Below are 21,289 nucleotides of genomic sequence, written 5' to 3' on the forward strand. Positions count from 1 at the left end.
TTGCACACTAGTGCGCTGGGTTCATCTTCAATTCCAGCAGATGAATTTTACGGTTGTCACCTTTCAGTACACGGAAATTAAAGCCGTTTACATCTACTGATTCACCTTCTTGAGGGAGGCGGCCAAAGGCCTGCATAACAATACCGCCAATGGTGTCGAACTCTTCATCGTTCATTTCAACTTCAAAGTGTTCGTTAAATTCTTCAATGGGGGTGAGTGCTTCGACCAGGAAAGAGCCATCCTCCTGGACACGAATCTGGTCGATCTCTTCTTCGTCGGTTTCGTCTTCAATGTCGCCGACAATCTCTTCGAGAATATCTTCGATGGTAATGAGCCCGGATACGCTACCGTACTCATCTACCACCACTGCCATGTGGTAACGCAATTCCCGGAACTCCTTGAGCAGCACATTAATGCGCTTGCTCTCTGGAATAATTGCGGGAGCACGCATCATGTCATCCATGTTGAAGTCGCAGGAATCCTTGAGCAATAGCTTCAACAGTTCCTTGGCAAGCAAAATGCCACGTACATCATCAAAGGAATCGCCAATCACCGGAAAGCGGGAGTGACCGGACTCAATCACGGCGGGCAGGAACTCTTCCGGCTTCTGGTTGTGGCTGACCACCACCATTTGCGAGCGTGGCACCATCAGGTCGCGCGCCTGCAACTCGGATACTTCCAGCGCACCCTCAATGATCTCGAGGGCTTCTTCATCAATGATTTTATTGTTGTGCGCCTCCTGCAAAACCTCAAGCAGGTCTTCACGGGTTTCCGGGTCGGATGAAAAGGCGTTTGTCAGCTTGTCAAACCAGGACTTACTCTGCTGAGGATCCTGGTCGTTATTGCCGTTGTCTTCGCTCATGGCGTTTCTGGTGTTCCTTCGAATGGATAGAAATCGGGTTCGTCATAGGGCGGGGGAAAACCGAGACTGGTCAGGATGGTTGTTTCCAGCTCTTCCATCTCCTCCGCTTCACTGTCATCAATGTGGTCGTAATCCAGCAGGTGCAGAGTACCGTGCACCAGCATATGAGCCCAGTGGGCGTGGAGGCTTTTTCCCTGTTCTGCGGCTTCGCGCTCCACAACCTGTGCGCAGATTACCAAATCCCCGAGCAGTGGCAAACCCAGATCAGGTGGCAGCTCGGACGGGAATGACAGAACATTGGTCGGATTGTTCTTCTGTCGGTAGCGATGATTGAGATTCTGACTTTCAAATTCATCCACCACTCGCACCGAGAGATCAACATCGCAGCGCTGCAAATCCTCGGGCAAGTGCTGCAGTGCTGCGCTTACCCATCGGTGAATGTGATCTTCATCCGGAACAGTGGTGCCGGAGACATTTTCAAAGTCGATGCTCAGTTCCACGGGGGTCACCTGTTACCTTTTATTGACGTCGGTTTCCTGTTGTTCGTGAGCTTCATAGGCTTCAACGATACGCGCCACCATCGGGTGACGAACAACATCCTTGGGTTGGAAATAGGTAAAGTGAATGCCATCCACATCCTTGAGAACTTCACAGACGTGAACCAGCCCTGACTTGGTACCACGCGGCAGGTCGATCTGGCTGGTGTCGCCAGTGATCACTGCGGTGGAGCCAAAGCCGATACGGGTCAGGAACATCTTCATCTGTTCACGGGTGGTGTTCTGGCTTTCGTCGAGAATAATAAATGAGCCGTTGAGGGTGCGACCACGCATGTAGGCCAGCGGTGCGATTTCGATCACATTGCGCTCGATCAGCTTTTCGACGGTTTCAAAGCCGAGCATCTCGTAGAGTGCATCGTAGAGAGGGCGCAAGTAGGGGTCTACTTTTTGGGACAAATCACCAGGCAGGAAGCCAAGTTTTTCCCCGGCTTCTACTGCCGGGCGAACCAGCAAAATGCGTTCGACATCATCACGAAGCAGGGCTTCCACAGCACAGGCTACGGCAAGATATGTTTTACCGGTACCCGCCGGGCCGATGCCAAAGGCAATGTCATGGGTCTGCACCGCTCGTACGTAGCGTTGCTGGTTGCCGCCACGCGGCTTGATGTTGGCCTTCTTGGTGCGGATCAGTGTCAGTGATTCCAGGTTGTCATCAGTGTCGGTTTCGGGAGTAGGTTTTTGGGTGGCGACCTTTTTGTGGTGTTGACTCATGCGTTTCTCAAAATCGGCTTGTTGCAGAAACAGGTGGACAGTTTCCGGGGTGAGTTCGCCGTTGCTGCCGGCCTCTTTGTAGAGGTTGCGCAACAGGCTGCCGGCAGCGCGAGCGGTTTGTTCTTCGCCGTAGAGGGCAAATACATTACCGCGGCTGCGAATTTCAATATTCAGCCGTTGTTCGATTTGGCGGAGGTTTTCGTCGAATTGACCGCAAAGAGAGGCCAGGCGTCTGGCATCATTGGGCTCCAGGGTGATTGTGTGTGCTGCTGGTGCGTTCAAATTAGTTGTCTACCGCTCCTTTGCGGTGGGCTCTTTTAAAACAAGCATATAACCTTTGACCGGGTTGGGAAACACCGATTCCGCATTATTTACCGTTTTGAATATAGCGAATTTATGCCTTTGAAGCGGCGAATATAGCCAGTGGTTATTTCAATTAAATGAGAGATGTGAGACGAGAGATGATGAGTGGTGCAGTGCTTTCCCGTCTCTCATCTCCCATCTTTCGTCTCTATTCTGAATCCACCAAAGTACCGCGCAGTGAGTTGGGCAGTGCTTCTTCAATCAGTACATCGGCAAATTTACCGATCAGGCTGTGGTCGTCGCAGCGGAAGTTCACCACACGGTTGTTTTCGGTGCGGCTCTGCAGCTGACCCGGATCTTTTTTGGATATGCCAGTAACCAGAACTCGCTCGGTATTGCCCACCATGCGTCGGCTGATTGCCTGGGCATTTTGGGTGATGCGGGATTGCAGGATTTGCAGGCGCTGTTTTTTCACCTCTTCCGGGGTGTCGTCCTGCAGGTCGCTGGCCGGGGTGCCGGGGCGGGCGCTGTAGACAAAGCTGAAGCTGGTGTCGAAGCCGATGTCTTCAATCAGCTTCATGGTGTCGGCAAAGTCTTTTTCCGTCTCACCGGGGAAGCCGATGATAAAGTCAGATGAAATGCTGATGTCCGGGCGAATCTGGCGAAGCTTGCGGATTTTGGATTTGTACTCCAGCGCGGTGTGGCCGCGTTTCATCGCCATCAGAATACGGTCAGAACCACTCTGAACCGGCAGGTGCAGGTGGCTGACCAGCTCAGGCACTTCCGCGTAAGCGGCGATCAGGCTGTCAGAAAACTCTACCGGATGGCTGGTGGTGTAGCGAATACGATCGATACCGTCTACTTCGGCCACATAGCTGATCAGCTCCGCCAGATCACAGATGCCGCCCTCGGGAGTGGCTCCGCGATAAGCGTTTACGTTCTGGCCCAACAGGTTGATCTCGCGCACGCCTTGGTCTGCCAGGTGAGCGACCTCGGCCAGCACATCAGCCATTGGACGGCTTACTTCCTCGCCGCGAGTGTAAGGCACCACGCAGAAAGTACAGTATTTGGAGCAGCCTTCCATAATGGATACAAAGGCTGTGGCGCCATCGGCTTCCGGTTGTGGCAATTTGTCGAACTTCTCGATTTCCGGGAAGCTTACATCAACCACCACCACGCCATTGCCCTGCTGGCGCTCCTGCATCATTTCCGGCAGGCGGTGCAGGGTCTGCGGGCCAAATACAAGGTCTACGAAGGGTGCGCGCTTGGCGATGGCATCGCCTTCCTGGCTTGCCACACAGCCGCCAACACCAATGATCAGATCGGGATTGGCTTCTTTAAAGGGCTTCCAGCGACCGAGCTGGTGGAATACTTTCTCCTGCGCCTTTTCACGAATGGAGCAGGTGTTGAGCAGCAGTACGTCCGCCTCGGACGGGTCGTCTGTGGGAACCATCTCATGACTTTCGCCCAGCAGGTCGCGCATACGGGCCGAGTCGTACTCGTTCATCTGGCATCCGTGCGTGACGATGTGCAGTTTCTTTACGGGCTTATCGCTGTGATTGGACATAGTGCTGATCAAATAGTGTACAAATTGCAAGGGCGCGCATTATAGCGCCCAGATGGGTTAAAACCTACCCCATTGCTGGGTTTTATTGATGGAGCTGCCGTTGTTCCGCTCGCGACCCGGATGGAAGGGCCTTGCCCTCATATAACCCACAAATCGGGCAAAACCCTTCCATCCGGGTCGCGAGCTAGTTGGACATCAATAATTGGCACATTCCAGCCAGCAGGTGTTCAGGGCTAGTGGTGACGATTTGTGGGTATTATGAGGAGCCACTAGCCCTGAACACCTGCTGGCGGCTCTACAGGGGCCAACCTGCTTCTGTTTCGGCCCCTTTTGGTGTGTTTTAGGGGCGGATTAAGGCCTTTTTGTGCTATTCTCCGCGCCCTTGTTTAACAGCTACGAATTGATTTCCTGCCATGTCCAAAGCACCTATCTACCGCGTCTCTTTTCTCAATCAGGGAGAGGTGTACGAAGTTTACTGCCGCCACGTTTATCAAAGTGACTTGTGGGGGTTCCTGGAAATTGAGGAGTTTGTGTTTGGCGAGCACACCCAGATGATTGTTGATCCGGCGGAAGAGAAGCTGAAAACCGAATTTGCCACGGTCAAACGCAGCTTTATTCCCATGCATGCCATCGTGCGCATCGATGAAGTGGAGAAAGAGGGGGCTGTGAAGATTACCGAAGCCAAGCCCAACAGTAATATCGCCCAGTTTCCTTATCCGCCAATGAGCAGTCAGCCGGTGGTAGAGTAGCCGCTTATTGCCGAAACCATATGGCGGTTTTGGGTCACACCGAGCTCTTTTTGAATTTTGGTGTAGGCATATACTGGATCGGAATAAAAAATAAGAAATGACAGATGATCGAGTTGGGCATGGCTGAGGACAAACAGCAGGATACCCTCGATGTTCTTGCGGCACTGGGAGGTGGCGAGGAGCAGAGCTTCGCTCGACTCGCTACTATCCTCGACAGCCTCGACGCACTGATTTATGTCGTTGACCTTTCCAGCCACGAAGTTCTGTTCTTCAACCAATATGGTCGCAACCTATGGGGCCACTCTTCAAACAGTCACTGTTGTGACATTCTTCAGGGTGGAAAGCAGGATCAAATTATTCAGCAGCTTGTAGACTCAGATGGAAGCCCCAAAGGGGTGTATGTCTGGGAGCTGCAAGACAAACTCAATCAACGTTGGTATCAATGTCGGGAGCAGGCCGTTTCCTGGGTGGACAAACGACTTGTCCGTATGGGTATAGCTACTGACATCACCGAGTTAAAGCAAGCCGAACAGAAACTGCTTGCTTCACATCAGAAGCAAGAGCGACTGGCTAAAATTGACGAGTTAACCCAGCTGAAAAATCGTCGTGCATTTTTAGAGCAGGGACAGAAAATGCTTGATCAGGCGCAGCGCTTTGGCAGGCCTTTGTCACTGATTATTCTGGATGTGGATTACTTTAAGTCAGTAAATGATAAGCACGGTCACGCCGGTGGTGACCAGGTTTTGAGTCGGGTTGCCCGTCTGCTAAACAATCAAACTCGTGATGTGGATCTGGTTGGAAGGATTGGTGGTGAAGAATTTGCCATCGTGCTTGCGGAGACAGCCGGAAACAATGCCTGTATGTTGGCAGAGCGATTGAGGTGTTTGCTAGAACAGACATCAACCACCTTTGGTGAGTTTGAAATTGCTGTCAGTGCCAGCTTTGGTGTTGCCTGTTTGGTGGGGGAGGACTCTCTTGAGTCTCTTATGCGACGGGCAGATGAAGGCTTATACAAAGCGAAAGGCGAAGGTCGTAATCGCGTACACTTTATTCAAGCACCCTAAAACCAGCCATCAATCTTATCGTCAAGTTCCTCTTTGCACTGCTTTAATTGCCCGTTATAGCGCGCGGCCTGTTGTTGTACTTTCTTGGCTACCTTTATCAGCCAGGGCTTACCATTATACGTTTTGCGCTTAAATCCTCCTCGCCCTTCGTGGTAAGCCAGGTACTGGTTGTAGGTATCCCACTTTGAGACATTCAAAGTGCGTTGTGTTGTGTGGGTATACCAGCCGATAAAGTCTATTGCATCTTCAAAGTCGTCGCGGTCAGCGCCGCCGTTACCGGTGCTCTTTATATATTCATCCCAGGCGGGATCCTGGGCCTGTGCATAACCGTAGGCGGAAGACTTTCTTGGCAGTGGAATAAACAAGAACCAGTCCCGCTCCGGCTGGGCATCATGAATGAACTTAGATTCCTGATCCATGATAGCCATCATCACAAATATAGGGGTGCCCCATTTTTCATTGGCTTCCACTGCATCTTCGTACCAGTCTGTTTCACCGCGAAAAATCTCGCAGAGGTTGTTGGTGTTTGAGGGCTTGTATGTGGCGCATGAGGACAGTATCAGCGGTAATCCCAGGGCGGTAAGAAGCAAGGTGTAAGTCGTTATTTTTTTCATCTGTATTTCACGTATGCTTTTGATATCAGCAGTTAAATAAAAGAGCTGTAGTAAGTCAAATGATTTGCCAGCAATTGACTGGGTCTATCAGCCTATGGATCGGAAAGATTTTGTCATTTTTCAAGCATTTTAAATTGTGGGGTTTTCGATTGAATTTGAGTTTGAGCTACATAATGAGTGCTGCGCTCTAATCTGCTGATAACTTGCGTATTCTGGCCCCTAAACTAAACTGAATTATCTCAAGATAATCGCATTGAAGTTTCTCGACATTATAGGTGTTGAGAGTATGGGTGTTACAGTTTTGAGGGAGCAAAATGAATCAGACGATATTCAATTATCTAAAAAACGCGTGTTTAACTCTATCCGCTTTGCCAATAGTGACTTTCGCTGAAGATGCCCCAAAAAGTGCAGAGGATCTTGCCAAAGATCTTGCCAATCCTGTGGCTGCGCTGATTAGTGTCCCGTTTCAGTTAAATTATGATGATAATTTAGGTGTTCTGGATAACGGAGATCGCTGGACACTTAACATTCAGCCGGTGGTGCCAATTGATTTGAATGAAGAGTGGAATATTATTTCGCGAACCATTTTGCCTGTTATACATCAAGAGGATATTTTTTCTGGTGCAGGTGGTCAGAGTGGCATAGGGGATATCGTCCAGAGCGTGTTCTTCTCCCCAAAAGATCCCACTGAAGGTGGGTGGACATGGGGTGTGGGGCCGGTATTTTTATTGCCAACGGGAACAGACGATCTACTGTCTGCTGAAAAGTGGGGTGCTGGCCCAACAGCTGTGGCCCTGAGGCAGCAAGGTCCCTGGACGTATGGCCTGCTAGGCAATCATATATGGTCATTCGCAGGGGATAATGGTCGCAGAGACTTAAGTGCAACTTTTCTGCAACCATTTGTAACTTACACAACACCGACGGCCTGGTCGTTCACGATGCAAACAGAGAGCACTTATGATTGGAAAGGTGAAGATTGGTCAGTGCCAGTAAATTGTGTTGTTTCAAAAGTTACCAAAATTGGTGATCAGCTTGTGAGCTTGTCTGGCGGATTAGGGTATTGGGCAGAAAGCCCTGATAGTGGTGCCGACGGGGTTCGCGTTCGGATGGCGTTGACTTTGCTATTCTCCAGGTAAAGTGAAAGTGTAAATTTATTGATTTCCTGGATTCTTCGGGGAAATTATATTTTTCCTCATAAATTGAAATACGTCTTTTTCGCGCTATAGAGTCAAAAGTAATAGTGGCTATATCCCAGTATTCAATTTTGATATTTATGTCTTATGCTGTTATGTCTTGATTGGCTCTGGTGCATTCCGGGGGCAGGTGTTCACGAAGTGTGACTTTTCTTGGCTGCAAGCTCAGATTCTGTCATTTATCAAAACGATCTGGTTGCTTTTAATCATACTGGGCATCTGGACTATACTCAGTGAACTTTATGAGGATTATGTGCTGTTTTCTGTTTTTCAAAGAAGACTTAGGGTTTCAATACAGTTGAATTTAAAGTCTAAAAGAATTTTATAAAAGGAGAATATTGATGTTTGCGACTGTCTGGAAGGTGGTGCTTTCAAGCTTTGTGCTTGTGATCTTTTGTGGAGCTATGTCGGCTCATTCGGCCTCGCTTTCTTTTTTGAAGAACTCTGTTTTTAGCGAGTTGAATCAAGAGGAAGTGAAATCGTTAAAATCGTTTATTAGAGAGACTTTGGCGGACGCTCCTGATAAAAAGGTGACTTATTGGAAGTCTAGTGGCGGAGAGTTTAATGGCAAGATGATTGTCAAATTCTCCTATATGAATTCAGGGGCTGCCTGTCGTAGAGCAACAATCAGGCTGGATGGCGAAGGTTTCAATCCGGATCAGTATTATCTTGAGTTGTGTGAGAAGGACGGGGGCTGGGTGGTCATGGAAACTCCTCTGACTGGCTTGAAGAGTGAGGACTGGGATTTGATGAATGAAGCTGGCATTCAGGCGCTGAAATTTTCAGGTGAAGGGCAGCCGTTTTCCTGGTTTAACAAGAAGACGGGTAATTCGGGAGTTTTGGTTCCTGGCGTTCTAAAAGTAATAGATGAAAAAATTTGCAGAGCCTTGTCAGTATCGGTAACCAATAAGCGGGGGGAGATGTCTAACGGGGTTTATTTTTTCTGTAAATCCGCCAGTGGAGAGTGGGTTCGTGATCCTGGTGGAGAGTAGGTTTTTAAGAGAGTATAAATTCCACCAATATGAATGTAATATCTTTAAGCTGTATGCCTATTAGTTTTTGGTGCTATCACTTTCGATATTTAAGTAATATTTTTATTTAGGGAAATTTATAAACATCTCCTGTACCAAAGTATTGATCGCTGGTCCTGGGTTTTCGAGTGACTCTTCTTTTACCCGGCCCTCTGCGATGGCGCACCAAATTAGCTGTTTTCTATTGGCATCTACAACGTCTATATTTGCGGTCCCTTTTTTGTAGTTTACGGTTCTTATTTCTTCTTCATAAATAGGCCACCCACCATAAAGTCCTCCCCGGTAAGAGTAGTATCCGCCATAGTGGACTGTGGCAGGTTTGCTGTAGGATTGTACTTCTGATTTGTCAATTACAGACATTGAAAAGTTAACAAGTAAATCAGGGTTGGATTCTGAGTATTTGTAACCAAGTCTTTCCATTTGAGCTCTGGTTGCATTTTTAAAGTGACGTGTAATGAGCGATGAATAGCCCCTTTTGTCAGTTCCAAGTTCTGCTACAAACCCAAATGTTTTGAATGATGTGAGATCTACAGAATTGTCGTAGTCGGTTCGAATGGTCGGTGAGGAGCTGCAAGATACCAGAAAAATAAACAAAATAAGATTTCCAAGAATCTTTAAAGGTTTTCTGTTCACTGTTAGGCCTCGATGTTATTCCCGTAGGGTATGGGGGAGCTGTATCCGCCTATAGATCTTTTAAGGGTGCTGACTAAAAATGTAGTTACTACTTTGCAAAATGCAAGTATGCCTCTACAGCCTCTAAATCTTTTGTGTGGCTAATTTTTAATAGGATCATTCGGAGAGAGTTGCATAACCCTTTCCTGGATCGGAGTTAATCAGGAGGGTTTTGACGTAAGTTATGTGATGGGGTGGTGCTTGATTTTGGGATAGTTGCTGTTGATGGTTGGCACAAATAAAAAGGGTCTGATACCTTCCGGTATCAGACCCTTATAAATCATGGTAGCTACGACTGGACTTGAACCAGTGACCCCAGCATTATGAATGCTGTGCTCTAACCAGCTGAGCTACGTAGCCACGAGGCCGCGCATTTTCTATGCTTTGCGGCACCTTGTCAAGAGGTCTGGGGGAATTCTTTTGCGGCCTTTTTGCACTCTTTGATCATTCCTCTACCGTGCTTTGGCAGTAACCACTGTTAACGACCCCAAAACAACCATACAAGCGCCGAGATAATTGGCCAGTTCCAGCTGTTCCGGCTGGAACAGGTCCGGCCAGATGGCCAGTGAAACAGGTATAACCATTAGTGTCAGAATCGGCACCAGGGTTAGGGTAGCGCTTACTTTGGTGGCTTGCCAATGATGTAGGGCCGCGGTAAAGCAGGCATAGGCGACCAGGGTATTGGCGCCGCACAATATCAATAACAGCCACTGACCAGTAGAGATGTCCATATCCAGTGGGTCTGCAAAGGGCAGTAAGCACAGAGAGCCAATCAGGAAGATCATCAAGTTGAGCTGTTGAGCCTCCAGATCGCGCAGAATGCGTTTTTGAGCCAATGCGTAGATTGCCCAGGTCACTGCAGCGATCACCATAAACAGGATGCCTAGCGCGTAATCACCGGGGTCTGAGATCAATTGGGCAAGGCGGTGGTGGAAAAACAGCAGTAGCCCCCCGGCAAAGATCAGGCAGCCTAGCCACTGGCGTTTGGTAAAGGGCTCCCTGAATAACAGGATGCTGCCAAACAGCAACATCATCGGGGCGAGCTGGATCAGCACCTGAGAGGCGCTGGGGGTTATGTATTCAACGCCCCAGGCAAAAAACAGGTAGTTACCGGACAGCATGACGCCAGCAAACAGGGTTGCCAGTAACAGGCGTGGGTTTTTCAGTTTGACCAGGGTGTTGGGTTGTTTGCGCGCATTCAGGATGGCAAACAGCACAACACCGGCTACCAGAAAGCGAAAGAACGCTGAGGTAGCCGGGGACATATCTGTCAGCAGCCCTTTCAGCATTATCGGCAGGGTTGCCCACATCAGGGCGGCACCGAGAGTCAGTGGCAGGCCAAGTCGCCAGTTATTGCCATTTGGCATGGTGGGGTTTCCTGTCTGGTGGTGTTTGCGCGGAAAGGCGGCATTCTAGCAGGCATGGCCCATTGAGTGGCATTAGCTGGAAGCGATAGCGATGACCAGCGCATAACGTGCCCCTTTGCCTATTGCTACCAGAAGCACAAATTGCCACAGCGGAACCCGCATTAGCCCGGCGATGAAGGTCAGCGGATCGCCGACAATGGGTAGCCAGGCAAACAGCAGTGAAGCTTTTCCGTATTTATTGAACCAGAGCTGAGCGTGTGTCAGCTTTTCTGCTTTAAATGGAAACCAGCGACGATCCTGAAAGTGCAGCAGCTTAATGGCCAGCAGCCAGTTGATCATTGCGCCGAGAGTGTTGCCGGAGGTGGCAGTGAGCCACAATAAAAGGGGCGAGTAGCCTTCCAGAACCAGTGCGCCGAGCATTAGCTCGGAACCCATGGGCAGCAGGGTGGCGGCGATTAAAGCGGAGAAGAAAAGAGAGAGGTAGGGCATTGTGTCGTCATCCTGAGCATAGCGAAGGATCTCTTTCTTTCGGGGTTTTGAGGTCCTTCACTATGCTCAGGATGACGGAGTGTGGCTTTAGACGTTGAACCGGAAGTGCACTACATCGCCGTCTTTAACGATGTACTCTTTACCTTCCAGGCGCCACTTGCCAGCCTCTTTGGCGCCGGCTTCGCCTTTGCAGGCTACGAAATCTTCATAGGAAATAACTTCGGCGCGAATAAAGCCTTTTTCAAAGTCGGTGTGGATCTTGCCAGCTGCTTTAGGGGCGGTAGCGCCCACTGGGATGGTCCAGGCGCGAACTTCTTTTACACCCGCTGTGAAGTAAGTGTGCAGGCCCAGCAGTTGGTAGCCGGCGCGAATCACCCGGTTCAGGCCTGGCTCTTCCATACCCAGCTCTTCCAGGAATTCCAGCTTTTCATCGTCCTCAAGCTCGGCAATTTCTGCTTCCAGTTTGTTGCAGATCGCTACAACCACAGCGTTTTCTTCTTCGGCAATGGCTTTTACTTTGTCGAGCAGAGGGTTGTTTTCAAACCCTTCCTCGTTAACGTTGGCAATGTACATGGTCGGCTTGAGGGTAAGCAGCGACAGTTCTTTGAGCTTGTCCAGGTCGTCGGTGCTGAGGTTGAACGAGCGCAACGGCTTAGCTTCATCCAGGTGTGGCTGGATCTTTTCCAGCAAGTCTTTCATCACCTTGGCGTGCTTGTCCTGACCTTTGGCGGCACGGCTGTAGCGTTGCAGGGCACGCTCAACGGTGTCCAGGTCTGCCAGTGCCAGCTCGGTATTGATGACTTCGATATCGGATATCGGGTCGATCTGACCGTCGACGTGGACTACGTTTTCATCTTCGAAGCAACGTACTACGTGAGCGATGGCGTCGGTTTCGCGAATGTTGGCGAGGAACTTGTTGCCCAGGCCTTCGCCCTTGGACGCGCCAGCTACCAGCCCGGCGATATCCACAAATTCCATAGTAGTGGGAATGGTTTTCTGGGGCTTAACAATCTCTGCCAGTTTGTCCTGACGTGGGTCAGGTACTGCCACGATGCCGGTGTTGGGCTCGATGGTGCAGAACGGAAAATTTTCCGCATCGATGCCCGCTTTGGTCAGGGCATTGAAGAGGGTGGATTTGCCAACGTTGGGAAGGCCGACGATGCCGCAGTTAAAGCCCATTGTTAAAACCTCTGGTCGCACGTCGGACGTCGCACGTCAGACGCTAAAATCATCTTGTTGAAGGCATACAGAATTTTTCCGGGCCTCCGTGTTTTTACGTTTGCTCAAAGCGTAAATACCTTGAGTTGAGGCCGCATTAGCGTGCGACGTCAGACGTGCGACGTGCGACCCATAAGTAATTTCGCCGATCTCGCGGCGGTCACTTCACTGTGTATGAAGCTTATTCATCGCCTTCTGCCACTCCCCGTTTACTGCCAGTGGCAGGGCGCGGATGGCGTCGTCGATGTTGTCGTTAATCAGTTGCTGATCGCTGCCGCTGGCCTTGCTCAACACATAGTCGGAAACATCCCGCGCGTTACCGGGGTGGCCGATGCCGATACGCAGGCGCGCAAAGTTGCGATTGTTGGCTAATGCCTGAATGGTGTCTCGCAGACCATTGTGTCCGCCATGTCCGCCGCCATGTTTGAAGCGGATCTTTCCGGGGGGGAGGTCAAGCTCATCGTGAGCGACCAGAATGGCTTCCGGGGCGATGTTGTAGAACCGTGCCATGGCACCGATGGCCTGGCCACTGCGATTCATAAAGGTGGAGGGGATCAGCAGGCGCACGTCGTGGTTGTCGATGCGAACCCGCGCAGTGTCGCCAAAAAATTTGCTTTCCGATTTGAGGCTGACGCCGCACTGGCGGGCCAGCTCCAAAACGAAATCGGCCCCGGCATTGTGCCGCGTCCGATCGTATTTGGGGCCTGGGTTACCCAGGCCAACAATTAATTCAATCGGCGTCGTTAACGGCATAGCAATGTCGGGGCCTAAGTCGGCGTTAAATCAGCTTAATAGCTTATTATTCGCCTGCAGCTTCTTCGCCTTCAGCAGCTTCAGTTTCTTCTTCAGAAGCGCCTTTTGGCTTGTTGATGCTGGCAACCGGCAGGTCGTGTTCTGCGCCGTGTGACAGGGCAACAGACTCAACGCCTTTCGGCAGTTTCAGGTCGGAGATGTGAACGATCTGGCCCACTTCCACTTTAGCCAGATCTACCTCGATGAACTCAGGCAGGTCTTTGGCCAGACAGGAAACTTCCAGCTCGGTCATGGCGTGGGCAGCGATACCACCTTGCTGCTTGATGCCAACAGAAGACTCTTCGTTGATGAAGTGCAGAGGCACTTTAACAACCAGCTTCTTGGTTTTGCTAACGCGCAGGAAGTCAGCGTGGATCAGCTGAGCTTTGGCCGGGTGACGCTGAACATCTTTCAGGATAACGTCTTGAGTTTTACCTTCAACGTCCAGAGTAACAACGTGAGAGTAGAACGCTTCGTTTTCCAAAGCTTTTGCCAGGTCTTTGTGCGGAATGCTGATCATCTCGGCTTTTTTGTTGCCACCGTAGATGATGCCCGGGATTTCGCCAGCCAGACGGCGTTGGCGGCGGCTCGCACCTTTCCCAACATCCTGACGGGCTTTAACGCTTAGAGTAAAGTCTTCAGACATGGTCTGATTCTCCTAAAGTAACTCACTGCTCTCTGCGACCGATTGCTGTGAGGATTTTAAAATGCCTGCACACCTCTATTAAGACGGGCAGGCGGTTAAATCAGTGCGCTCTCGATTACTCGAACATCGCACTGATGGATTCTTCATTGTTGATGCGGCGAATAGTCTCAGCCAGCATCGGTGCCAGTGACAACTGGCGAATCTTTTCAACGTCCTGAGCGTCTTTGCTCAGCGGAATACTGTTGGTAACCACCAGCTCATCCATTTGGGAGTTGGTGATATTTTCCAGCGCTTTGCCTGACAGTACCGGGTGGGTACAGTAGGCAACCACTTTGGTGGCACCGTATTTTTTCAGTGCGTTGGCAGCGCCACACAGAGTGCCGGCGGTATCTACCATGTCGTCTACCAGCAGGCAGGTTTTGCCTTCCACTTCACCGATCAGGTGCATCACTTCAGCCACGTTGGCTTTCGGGCGACGCTTGTCGATGATGGCCAGGTCACAGCCGAGCAGCTTGGCAGTTGCACGGGCGCGAACTACACCGCCGATGTCCGGTGAAACCACAATCAGGTCTTCGTAGCGTTGGCGTCGAATGTCGTCCAGCAGTACCGGGGTGCCAAACACGTTGTCCACGGTGCAGTTAAAGAAGCCCTGAATCTGCTCAGCGTGCAGATCTACTGTTACTACGCGCTCAACACCTACGTTGGCGATCATATCGGCTACCACTTTGGCGCTGATTGGCACTCGCACGGAGCGCACGCGGCGATCCTGACGGGCGTAACCAAAGTAAGGTATAACCGCGGTGATGCGGCTGGCGGAAGCGCGACGCAGGGCGTCGGCCATCAATACCAGCTCCATCAGATTCTGGTTGGTCGGATTGCAGGTCGACTGAACGATAAATACTTCTTTTCCGCGAACGTTCTCACAGATCTCAATGTAGATCTCGCCGTCAGAAAATTGGGATACAGTCGCATTGCCGACAGGAACGCCGAGAATGGAGGCGACTTCAGCCGTCAGCTCCGGATTGGCGTTCCCAGAGAAAACCATCAAGTTGGCCACAATAGAATCCTTGATAGGTAAAGTCTCAGGTTAGGAATCATTCAAAATATTGTGCTTTCGTCGAAGCGTAAAGTCACACGTGTTGATTCCAGTGGGAAAAAATATGGCAGGGGTAGGAGGACTCGAACCTCCGAATGACGGGATCAAAACCCGTTGCCTTAGCCACTTGGCGATACCCCTGCAGATGGCAAACACTGCCGGTTGAAACCTTATTTGTACAGTGGTGACCGATTGACACCTCTGGCTACAAATCCTTGCAAGTTTTCAGGTCGTTCAGTAAAAGCCGCTTCAGCAGCCTCTCTGGATTCAAACCTGGCAAACACGCAAGCGCCGGTTCCAGTCATTCGAGCTTGCGAATCGTAGTTTTGCAGCCATTCCCGCGCGGCTTTCACCTCTGGGTGGAGCATTTCAACTACGTTCTGGCAATCATTTCGCCAGTGCGGCTCGAAAGAGGCGCGTATTTTCGTGATTGGGGTGTCCCTTGTCAATGCCTGATGTGAAAAAATTTCACCTGTATTTACATGGCAATCCGGAACTGCCACCAGAAACCACTGTTCAGGCATATCAAGGGGGGTGAGTTGCTCTCCAATGCCCTCGCCCCAAGCGGTGTGGCCGCGTACAAAGACAGGTACATCGGCACCAAGCTGTTGGCCGAGTAGAGCCAGTTGCTCAATGTCCAGGCCAAGAGACCAAATTTGGTTGAGGCCAACCAAAGCTGTAGCAGCATCTGAGCTGCCGCCACCAAGCCCGCCTCCCATGGGCAGTCGCTTGGTTAGCAGGATGTCTGCACCACCACAGCTATTTGTCGCTTCGCGCAACAGCATTGCGGCGCGATAGATCAGGTTGTCTTGAGTTGGAACCCCCTCTATCCGCGGCGAAAGGGTAATTCGATCGTCTTCGCGAGCACTCAAAGCCAGCTCATCACCATGATCAAGTAATTGAAACAGGGTCTGCAGGTTGTGGTAACCATCGGGTCGTCGCCCTGTGATGTGCAGAAACAGGTTTAGCTTGGCGGGGGCGGGCAGTCGCAGGGACACGGCAGGGGATTCCAATGAGTTAGTTGGCGCTAGGCTATTGTGAAAAATCTTCGTTGGCGCTCACAAACGCCGACTGCCAATCGGTAATCGAAAGTGTGAACTTGAGGTCTCCCCGCTGTCCCTTTATCAGGCCAGGCAGCCACCACTGGCCGTGAGTCTGGTAGCGTTGGAAGCTCAGCTCCCAGTCGTTCTGCAATAATGAGCTGAGTGTGCCGTTCTCGTGATGGGCCCTGAAAAGCACCTTCATGTTCGGGTCGGGCAAACCACGCACCCAGTACATCAGGGAATCGAGGGATATCGGCATTCCGAGTAGTTGCTCTGTCAGTTGTTCGCTGTTAGTCGCCTGGTAGTATTCATCCCCTTTCATCAGGCTAACCTGTTGAGAATCACCTTCAATTTTGGCGGCACCAACTCCAAGGAATCCGCTCAGTCGAATCTGGAACTGTTTTTCCTGTTGCTGCCAGTTGATGGCAAGGCCCGGAGGGGAGTTTTTCGGAAGTCGTATGCCCAGCTTGCCTTGCAGTTGCCAATGGTTAAGTCTGCTTTGTTGATCGACAAAGCTTGGCCAGCTTTCAATGTCTGCTGGCTGATTGGTGATTGGCGTGTGGCTACAGGCTGTCAGCGCCAGCAGCAGCGATAAAGAGAGGAGTCGTTTCATGAAGCCATTATTTCACAGTTGTGGTTGGCTGTGGCGCCTGTAATTGCTCAGGAACTTCCAAACGCTCCATGGTGCTGATGATAATGTCGGAATCAGGGTTGTCTTTCAGGCTTTGTTGCCAGACTGAGGCGGCTTCCTCTCTGCGATTAAGTGCCCAAAGTACTTCGCCGAGATGGGCGGCCACTTCCGGGTCGGGAAATTTTTCAAATGCTTTTTGCAGATAGGGCAGTGCTTGATTGTGCTTACCCATCTTGAAAAGTACCCAGCCCAGACTGTCCAGGGTTGCCGGATCGTCAGGCTTTAACTCCAGTGCCCTTGAAATCAGTTGGTGGGCCTCTTCATAGCGGTTGGTGTTTATGGTCAGGGAGTACCCCAGTGCATTCAGGGCGGTTGGGTTGTCCGGTGTGTTTTTCAAGATGGTACGCAGATCCTGCTCGGCCGCTGCCATGTTTCCAGTGCGCTCACTGAGCAGTGAGCGGGCATATAAAAGCGGCTCGGCATTTGGGAATTGCACCAATGCCTGACTCAGTACTGTAAACGCATTTTGCGGTTGGCCGTTATTCTCAAGCATTTCCGCTTCAACCTGGAACAGGTAGCCACTTTCTCGTGGGTTCTCATTTCTCAGTTCGCCAAGGTAAATCCGCGCTTCTTCCATGCGGTTTTCCAGGGCGAGCAGGCGAGACAGACGGCTCGCGGAGGTGATCAGGTATTGGCCAGAGCGCACATTGCGATAATGCAAAATGGCCTGTTCGGTGTCGCCCTGACGTTCATTGAGTTTCGCCAGTTGAAAGTGGGCCGGGGTTGCCAGTTGCGGACTCTCCAACACTCTTCGTAGCAAGATTTCCCCATCCTGTTCCAGGCCCATTTGCAGGCTGATCAGGGCCAGGGAGTAGACAAGTTGATGATCGTCGGGAAACAGGGTGACCAGTTTGGACAATTGCTGGCGTGAGCGATTAATGTCCTTGTCGGTCCACAACTTTGCAGAGTGAAGCAGAAGGAGCTTGCTGTTTGGTAGCAATTCCAGTGACTTCTCGAGTGATGCCAGGGCTGCATCAGTGCCTTGTTGTTTTTCGATAATCTGGCAGCTGAGCAGTCGCGCGGACTCATTGAGTGGTTCGAGCTCAATCAATCTGTTGGTTGTTTGTTGTGCAGGGTCGTATTCACCCTGCTGATTCAGCAAGGTTGCATAGGTGAGCAGTACGTCCGGGTGCTCCCGCCACTCCTCATTAATTGTGCTGTACTGGTCCAGCAGTAGTTGACGTTGCTCGTTGTTGGCGAGTGCGGCGTAGCCAGCGATAGTGCGCAAAGTGTCTGTCTCGCCATGTTCCAACATATATATGGCGTGTGGCAGCGCTGCAGGCAGTTGGTGAAACTCGGTGAGGTAGTGGGCCGCAAGCCGTCGTGCCTCGAGATCTTCTGGATCTAGCTCTACCCAGAGTTGAGATAGCTTAAGAGCGTTAGCATTGGCATTCAGATAAGATGATATGCGCGTAGCGCGAGCAACAACATTCAGGTCGCGTGTATGGAATGCCTGCTTGGTGTATTTTTCCAGTGCTACTGAGAATTCATTGCGGCTGCCAGCCACTTCCGCTACCAACAGGTCAAACAGGGTTTCTGCCTCAAACGGTCGAGTCGGGTACTCGACGGGCTTGTCAGTTGTTTGCTGAATCGACTTAGACGAGTCTTCTTTATCGGTATTTGCAATCGGGGAAGTGGGAACACTGCTACAGCCGCCCAGAGTGATTCCCAGCAGCAGGGCGGAAAAGTGCAGGTGTTTTATACTCATCGTATGGCGGCCTCGATGGGAAATGGCAGTTTTAATGTCATTGTAGCAGTGCAGTTCACCCTCTATGACGCCCATTTGCGGCTTTTGTTTCGGATAAGTAACCCTGCCCCTTGTGTTACTACCCCTCAATCACCGAAAATTGCACGCTTTGTTGTAATTTAACCATCAATATGAATTTCCTGGCTTTGGGTATCAATCATCGCACCGCCTCACTGGATGTCCGTGAGAAGGTGGCGTTCGCCCCGGAAAAAATGATTGATGCCCTGCAGCAGGCACGCGATACAGTGGGTTTGGACGAAGTAGTAATACTGTCCACATGTAATCGCACCGAGGTTTATTGCTCCGGTGATGCTGAAGCGCAGGCTTTGCTGAGCTGGTTCCGCCAGTACCATGCGTTGAGCAATGAGCAATTGGCTGACTGCCACTACCTTTACCGCGAAGCCGATGTTACTCGTCACATGATGCGGGTGGCCTGTGGTCTCGACTCCATGGTGCTGGGCGAGCCGCAAATTCTCGGCCAGGTAAAATCTGCATATGCCGTGGCAAGAGAGGCAGGTACCATTGCCGGGCAATTAGGGCAGGCATTTGAGCAGGCTTTTTCGGTGGCAAAGAAAGTGCGTACCGAAACCGCTATTGGTGAAAATCCGGTATCGGTTGCCTATGCCGCTGTAAGCCTGGGTCAACAGATTTTTTCCGACCTCAGTCAAGAACACGCACTGTTGATTGGTGCCGGTGAAACAGTCGAACTGGTGGCGCGCCACCTGAAAGAAAAAGGCATCGGTGGTATTACCGTTGCCAACCGTACTCTCAGTCGCGCCCAAGAGTTGGCGGAAAAGTTCGGCGCTGAAGCGATATTACTCTCTGATATCCCTGAATGCCTGCATCGCGCTGATATTGTGATCTCCTCTACAGCCAGCCAGTTGCCAATACTCGGTAAAGGGGCTGTGGAAACTGCCCTGAAAGCTCGCAAACACCGCCCGATGTTTATGGTGGATATCGCAGTGCCTCGGGATATTGAGTCGCAAGTAGGGCAGCTGGATGATGTCTATTTATATACTGTCGATGACCTGAAAGAGGTAATCGACGAAAATATGCGTTCGCGAGAAAACGCTGCCCGCAAAGCGGAACAGATTATCGAGCAGGGTGTTGCCCTGTGGCGCAGGCAGATTCGAGCGCTTGGTGCTGTCGATACAATTCGCGCAGTGCGCGACAATGCAGCCGAATTGCGCGATGCTGAATTGGAAAAAGCGCTGCGGGCATTGCAGCGTGGCGATGAGGCCGAACAGGTTTTGCGATCCTTTGCCCGCAATCTCACGAATAAGTTTCTCCACGAACCCACCACTCGCTTGAAGCAAGCCAGTGAAGAGGGGTTGCAGGAGCGCATTGAGTGGGCGAATCATCTTTTTGGTCTGCACCAATCTGCCGAAGATACCGACCCTAAAAAAGAAGAGCCTTAGCGACTCTCTTTTCTGTTTGCAGCCTCTCTTGGAGGGGCGAGCCTATCCTTCACTGTGTAAATATTTTTTAAACAGAATATAAAGCCACTAGAGCCTGCTAACACTAATTGAATGTTTACTGTTGTGGCTAAAAAAGCCCCAGTCAAGGCATGAGGAGAGTAGTTTGGTTGCTCCAAATAAACGACGAATAACGCAGAATGGGGCTTTTTTAGCCACAACCCGAAGGGCTGAGGCCATTTTCCCGTCCAGCTGCGTTATCAGTCGTTCATGTAGAATGACTACACATTACTCCATCTGCCTTGCTGGCCGAAAAAATGGCCCTCAGCAGAAAATATTCAATTAGTGTTAACAGGCCCCAAGAGAAATTCTCATGAAACAAAGTATTTTGGACAAACTGGAACACCTGCTGGATCGCTATGAGGAAGTAGGGGTGTCGCTGGGTGATCCGGATGTGATTGGCGACCAGAAAAAATTCCAGGCCATGTCCCGCGAGTACGCCGAGCTGGAGCCGGTGGTGCAAACCTACCAGCAGTATCAGCAGGTACTTGCCAATATTGATGAAGCTAAAACCATGCTCAAAGACAGCGACCCCGATATGCGAGAAATGGCGCAGGAGGAGCTGAAAGAGGGTGAAGCAGCATTGGAGCCACTGGAAGCCGAATTGCAAAAACTGCTGTTACCGAAAGATCCCAACGACGCTAAAAACGTGTTTTTGGAAATTCGTGCCGGTACGGGCGGTGACGAAGCAGCCATTTTTTCCGGGGATCTGTTCCGCATGTACACCAAATACGCGGAGACTCAAGGGTGGAAAGTAGAAGTAATCAGCGCCCGCGATGGTGAGCATGGTGGCTATAAAGAAATTATCAGCCGGGTAGTGGGTTCAGGTGCCTATTCCAAATTGAAATTTGAATCGGGTGCACACCGCGTGCAGCGAGTGCCGGAGACAGAATCCCAGGGCCGCATTCACACCTCCGCCTGTACAGTGGCTATTTTGGCAGAAGCGGATGAGGTGGGAGCGATTGAGATCAATCCGGCGGATTTGCGTATCGATACCTTCCGTTCCTCCGGTGCTGGCGGCCAGCACGTTAACACCACCGATTCGGCGATTCGCATCACCCACATTCCAACCGGCGTGGTGGTGGAGTGTCAGGACGAACGTTCCCAGCACAAAAACAAGGCTAAAGCGATGGCTCACCTGCAGTCGAAATTACAGCAGGCCCAGGAGGATGCTGTGGCCAAGGAGCAGTCCGATACCCGTCGCTCCCTGGTGGGCAGCGGTGACCGTTCAGAGCGAATTCGCACCTACAATTATCCGCAAGGGCGGGTGACTGATCACCGCATCAACCTCACCTTATACAAGCTTGAAGAGATTATGCAGGGCAAGCTGGAAGAGGTGGTTCAGCCGTTGATTACCGAATACCAGGCGGATCAGCTGGCTGCGCTTTCTGAAGGGTAAAGA

General features: G+C 51.0%; 21 protein-coding genes and 2 tRNA genes. 6 read left to right on the forward strand and 17 right to left on the reverse strand.

What is annotated here, in order from left to right; translation table 11 throughout:
- Nucleotides 1–7: 7 nt before the first annotated feature.
- The 4 genes from QP938_01415 to miaB form a co-directional block, all read right to left on the reverse strand.
- Nucleotides 8–862, reverse strand: a complete 855-nt coding sequence (locus QP938_01415) for a transporter associated domain-containing protein (GenBank protein WIO74586.1) — start codon at nt 860–862, stop codon at nt 8–10.
- The gene (ybeY, locus tag QP938_01420; protein ID WIO74587.1) at nt 859–1,362 is read right to left on the reverse strand and encodes an rRNA maturation RNase YbeY; all 504 of its coding nucleotides are present in this window, start codon (nt 1,360–1,362) and stop codon (nt 859–861) included. Before ybeY ends, QP938_01415 begins: the two co-directional genes overlap by 4 nt.
- Before the next feature lie 12 nt (nt 1,363–1,374).
- Nucleotides 1,375–2,412, reverse strand: a complete 1,038-nt coding sequence (locus QP938_01425; protein ID WIO74588.1) for a PhoH family protein — start codon at nt 2,410–2,412, stop codon at nt 1,375–1,377.
- Nucleotides 2,413–2,641: 229 nt separating this feature from the next.
- Nucleotides 2,642–4,000, reverse strand: a complete 1,359-nt coding sequence (gene miaB / locus QP938_01430) for a tRNA (N6-isopentenyl adenosine(37)-C2)-methylthiotransferase MiaB (protein WIO74589.1) — start codon at nt 3,998–4,000, stop codon at nt 2,642–2,644.
- A 413-nt stretch (nt 4,001–4,413) separates the two neighbouring features.
- On the opposite strand from miaB, the gene QP938_01435 reads away from it, so the two are divergent.
- A complete protein-coding gene (locus QP938_01435; protein ID WIO74590.1) occupies nt 4,414–4,749 on the forward strand; it encodes a DUF1820 family protein in 336 nt (111 codons plus the stop codon).
- A 104-nt stretch (nt 4,750–4,853) separates the two neighbouring features.
- On the forward strand, nt 4,854–5,813 hold the full coding sequence (locus QP938_01440) for a sensor domain-containing diguanylate cyclase (GenBank protein WIO74591.1): 960 nt from the start codon (nt 4,854–4,856) through the stop codon (nt 5,811–5,813).
- On the opposite strand, the gene QP938_01445 is transcribed toward QP938_01440, so the two are convergent.
- Nucleotides 5,810–6,427 (reverse strand): hypothetical protein, encoded by a 618-nt coding sequence (locus QP938_01445; protein ID WIO74592.1) that lies wholly within the window; start codon nt 6,425–6,427, stop codon nt 5,810–5,812. The genes QP938_01440 and QP938_01445 overlap by 4 nt on opposite strands.
- 314 nt (nt 6,428–6,741) lie before the next feature.
- Between QP938_01445 and QP938_01450 the strand changes: the two genes are divergently transcribed.
- Together QP938_01450 and QP938_01455 are read left to right on the forward strand one after the other, a co-directional pair.
- On the forward strand, nt 6,742–7,563 hold the full coding sequence (locus QP938_01450; protein ID WIO74593.1) for a transporter: 822 nt from the start codon (nt 6,742–6,744) through the stop codon (nt 7,561–7,563).
- Nucleotides 7,564–7,961: 398 nt separating this feature from the next.
- Nucleotides 7,962–8,612: a hypothetical protein gene (locus QP938_01455; GenBank protein ID WIO74594.1), complete on the forward strand. Its 651-nt coding sequence runs from the start codon at nt 7,962–7,964 to the stop codon at nt 8,610–8,612.
- 102 nt (nt 8,613–8,714) lie between these two features.
- Here the strand turns inward: QP938_01455 and QP938_01460 are convergent, their stop codons facing one another.
- From QP938_01460 to QP938_01515, 12 genes are all read right to left on the reverse strand, one after another.
- A complete protein-coding gene (locus QP938_01460) occupies nt 8,715–9,284 on the reverse strand; it encodes a DUF4136 domain-containing protein (GenBank protein ID WIO74595.1) in 570 nt (189 codons plus the stop codon).
- 322 nt (nt 9,285–9,606) lie between these two features.
- Nucleotides 9,607–9,683 (reverse strand) — tRNA-Met (locus tag QP938_01465).
- A gap of 92 nt (nt 9,684–9,775) precedes the next feature.
- Complete coding sequence (locus tag QP938_01470; protein WIO74596.1) at nt 9,776–10,690, reverse strand: DMT family transporter; 915 nt, start codon at nt 10,688–10,690, stop codon at nt 9,776–9,778.
- 72 nt (nt 10,691–10,762) lie between these two features.
- A complete protein-coding gene (locus QP938_01475) occupies nt 10,763–11,179 on the reverse strand; it encodes a YqaA family protein (GenBank protein ID WIO74597.1) in 417 nt (138 codons plus the stop codon).
- A gap of 87 nt (nt 11,180–11,266) precedes the next feature.
- Nucleotides 11,267–12,358: a redox-regulated ATPase YchF gene (gene ychF / locus QP938_01480; GenBank protein WIO74598.1), complete on the reverse strand. Its 1,092-nt coding sequence runs from the start codon at nt 12,356–12,358 to the stop codon at nt 11,267–11,269.
- 204 nt (nt 12,359–12,562) lie between these two features.
- On the reverse strand, nt 12,563–13,150 hold the full coding sequence (pth, locus tag QP938_01485) for an aminoacyl-tRNA hydrolase (protein WIO74599.1): 588 nt from the start codon (nt 13,148–13,150) through the stop codon (nt 12,563–12,565).
- 46 nt (nt 13,151–13,196) lie between these two features.
- Nucleotides 13,197–13,835: a 50S ribosomal protein L25/general stress protein Ctc gene (locus tag QP938_01490; protein ID WIO74600.1), complete on the reverse strand. Its 639-nt coding sequence runs from the start codon at nt 13,833–13,835 to the stop codon at nt 13,197–13,199.
- A 115-nt stretch (nt 13,836–13,950) separates the two neighbouring features.
- On the reverse strand, nt 13,951–14,883 hold the full coding sequence (locus tag QP938_01495) for a ribose-phosphate pyrophosphokinase (protein ID WIO75599.1): 933 nt from the start codon (nt 14,881–14,883) through the stop codon (nt 13,951–13,953).
- A gap of 113 nt (nt 14,884–14,996) precedes the next feature.
- Nucleotides 14,997–15,072, reverse strand: a tRNA-Gln gene (locus QP938_01500).
- 29 nt (nt 15,073–15,101) lie between these two features.
- Nucleotides 15,102–15,929, reverse strand: a complete 828-nt coding sequence (gene ispE / locus QP938_01505) for a 4-(cytidine 5'-diphospho)-2-C-methyl-D-erythritol kinase (GenBank protein WIO74601.1) — start codon at nt 15,927–15,929, stop codon at nt 15,102–15,104.
- 34 nt (nt 15,930–15,963) lie between these two features.
- Nucleotides 15,964–16,587, reverse strand: a complete 624-nt coding sequence (gene lolB / locus QP938_01510; protein ID WIO74602.1) for a lipoprotein insertase outer membrane protein LolB — start codon at nt 16,585–16,587, stop codon at nt 15,964–15,966.
- Nucleotides 16,588–16,594: 7 nt separating this feature from the next.
- Complete coding sequence (locus QP938_01515) at nt 16,595–18,373, reverse strand: tetratricopeptide repeat protein (protein WIO74603.1); 1,779 nt, start codon at nt 18,371–18,373, stop codon at nt 16,595–16,597.
- Nucleotides 18,374–18,543: 170 nt separating this feature from the next.
- Here QP938_01515 and hemA point away from each other — a divergent pair, with 170 nt between their 5' ends.
- Together hemA and prfA are read left to right on the forward strand one after the other, a co-directional pair.
- Entirely contained in the window at nt 18,544–19,830 is a 1,287-nt protein-coding gene (gene hemA, locus QP938_01520) for a glutamyl-tRNA reductase (GenBank protein ID WIO74604.1), read from the forward strand.
- 370 nt (nt 19,831–20,200) lie between these two features.
- Nucleotides 20,201–21,286, forward strand: a complete 1,086-nt coding sequence (gene prfA / locus QP938_01525; GenBank protein WIO74605.1) for a peptide chain release factor 1 — start codon at nt 20,201–20,203, stop codon at nt 21,284–21,286.
- Nucleotides 21,287–21,289: the final 3 nt, after the last annotated feature.

It is taken from the genome of Porticoccaceae bacterium LTM1 (assembly GCA_030252795.1).
Taxonomy (GTDB): Bacteria; Pseudomonadota; Gammaproteobacteria; order Pseudomonadales; family Porticoccaceae; genus SCSIO-12696.

Coding starts and splice junctions, on each gene's coding strand:
- QP938_01455 (WIO74594.1), top strand. CDS start 7,962: ATGTTTGCGACTGTCTGGAAGGTGGTGCTTTCAAGCTTTGTGCTTGTG.
- QP938_01445 (WIO74592.1), bottom strand. CDS start 6,427: ATGAAAAAAATAACGACTTACACCTTGCTTCTTACCGCCCTGGGATTA.
- prfA (WIO74605.1), top strand. CDS start 20,201: ATGAAACAAAGTATTTTGGACAAACTGGAACACCTGCTGGATCGCTAT.
- QP938_01450 (WIO74593.1), top strand. CDS start 6,742: ATGAATCAGACGATATTCAATTATCTAAAAAACGCGTGTTTAACTCTA.
- QP938_01440 (WIO74591.1), top strand. CDS start 4,854: ATGATCGAGTTGGGCATGGCTGAGGACAAACAGCAGGATACCCTCGAT.
- QP938_01470 (WIO74596.1), bottom strand. CDS start 10,690: ATGCCAAATGGCAATAACTGGCGACTTGGCCTGCCACTGACTCTCGGT.
- QP938_01435 (WIO74590.1), top strand. CDS start 4,414: ATGTCCAAAGCACCTATCTACCGCGTCTCTTTTCTCAATCAGGGAGAG.
- ychF (WIO74598.1), bottom strand. CDS start 12,358: ATGGGCTTTAACTGCGGCATCGTCGGCCTTCCCAACGTTGGCAAATCC.
- miaB (WIO74589.1), bottom strand. CDS start 4,000: ATGTCCAATCACAGCGATAAGCCCGTAAAGAAACTGCACATCGTCACG.
- pth (WIO74599.1), bottom strand. CDS start 13,150: ATGCCGTTAACGACGCCGATTGAATTAATTGTTGGCCTGGGTAACCCA.
- QP938_01475 (WIO74597.1), bottom strand. CDS start 11,179: ATGCCCTACCTCTCTCTTTTCTTCTCCGCTTTAATCGCCGCCACCCTG.
- QP938_01515 (WIO74603.1), bottom strand. CDS start 18,373: ATGAGTATAAAACACCTGCACTTTTCCGCCCTGCTGCTGGGAATCACT.
- lolB (WIO74602.1), bottom strand. CDS start 16,587: ATGAAACGACTCCTCTCTTTATCGCTGCTGCTGGCGCTGACAGCCTGT.
- QP938_01490 (WIO74600.1), bottom strand. CDS start 13,835: ATGTCTGAAGACTTTACTCTAAGCGTTAAAGCCCGTCAGGATGTTGGG.
- hemA (WIO74604.1), top strand. CDS start 18,544: ATGAATTTCCTGGCTTTGGGTATCAATCATCGCACCGCCTCACTGGAT.
- QP938_01415 (WIO74586.1), bottom strand. CDS start 862: ATGAGCGAAGACAACGGCAATAACGACCAGGATCCTCAGCAGAGTAAG.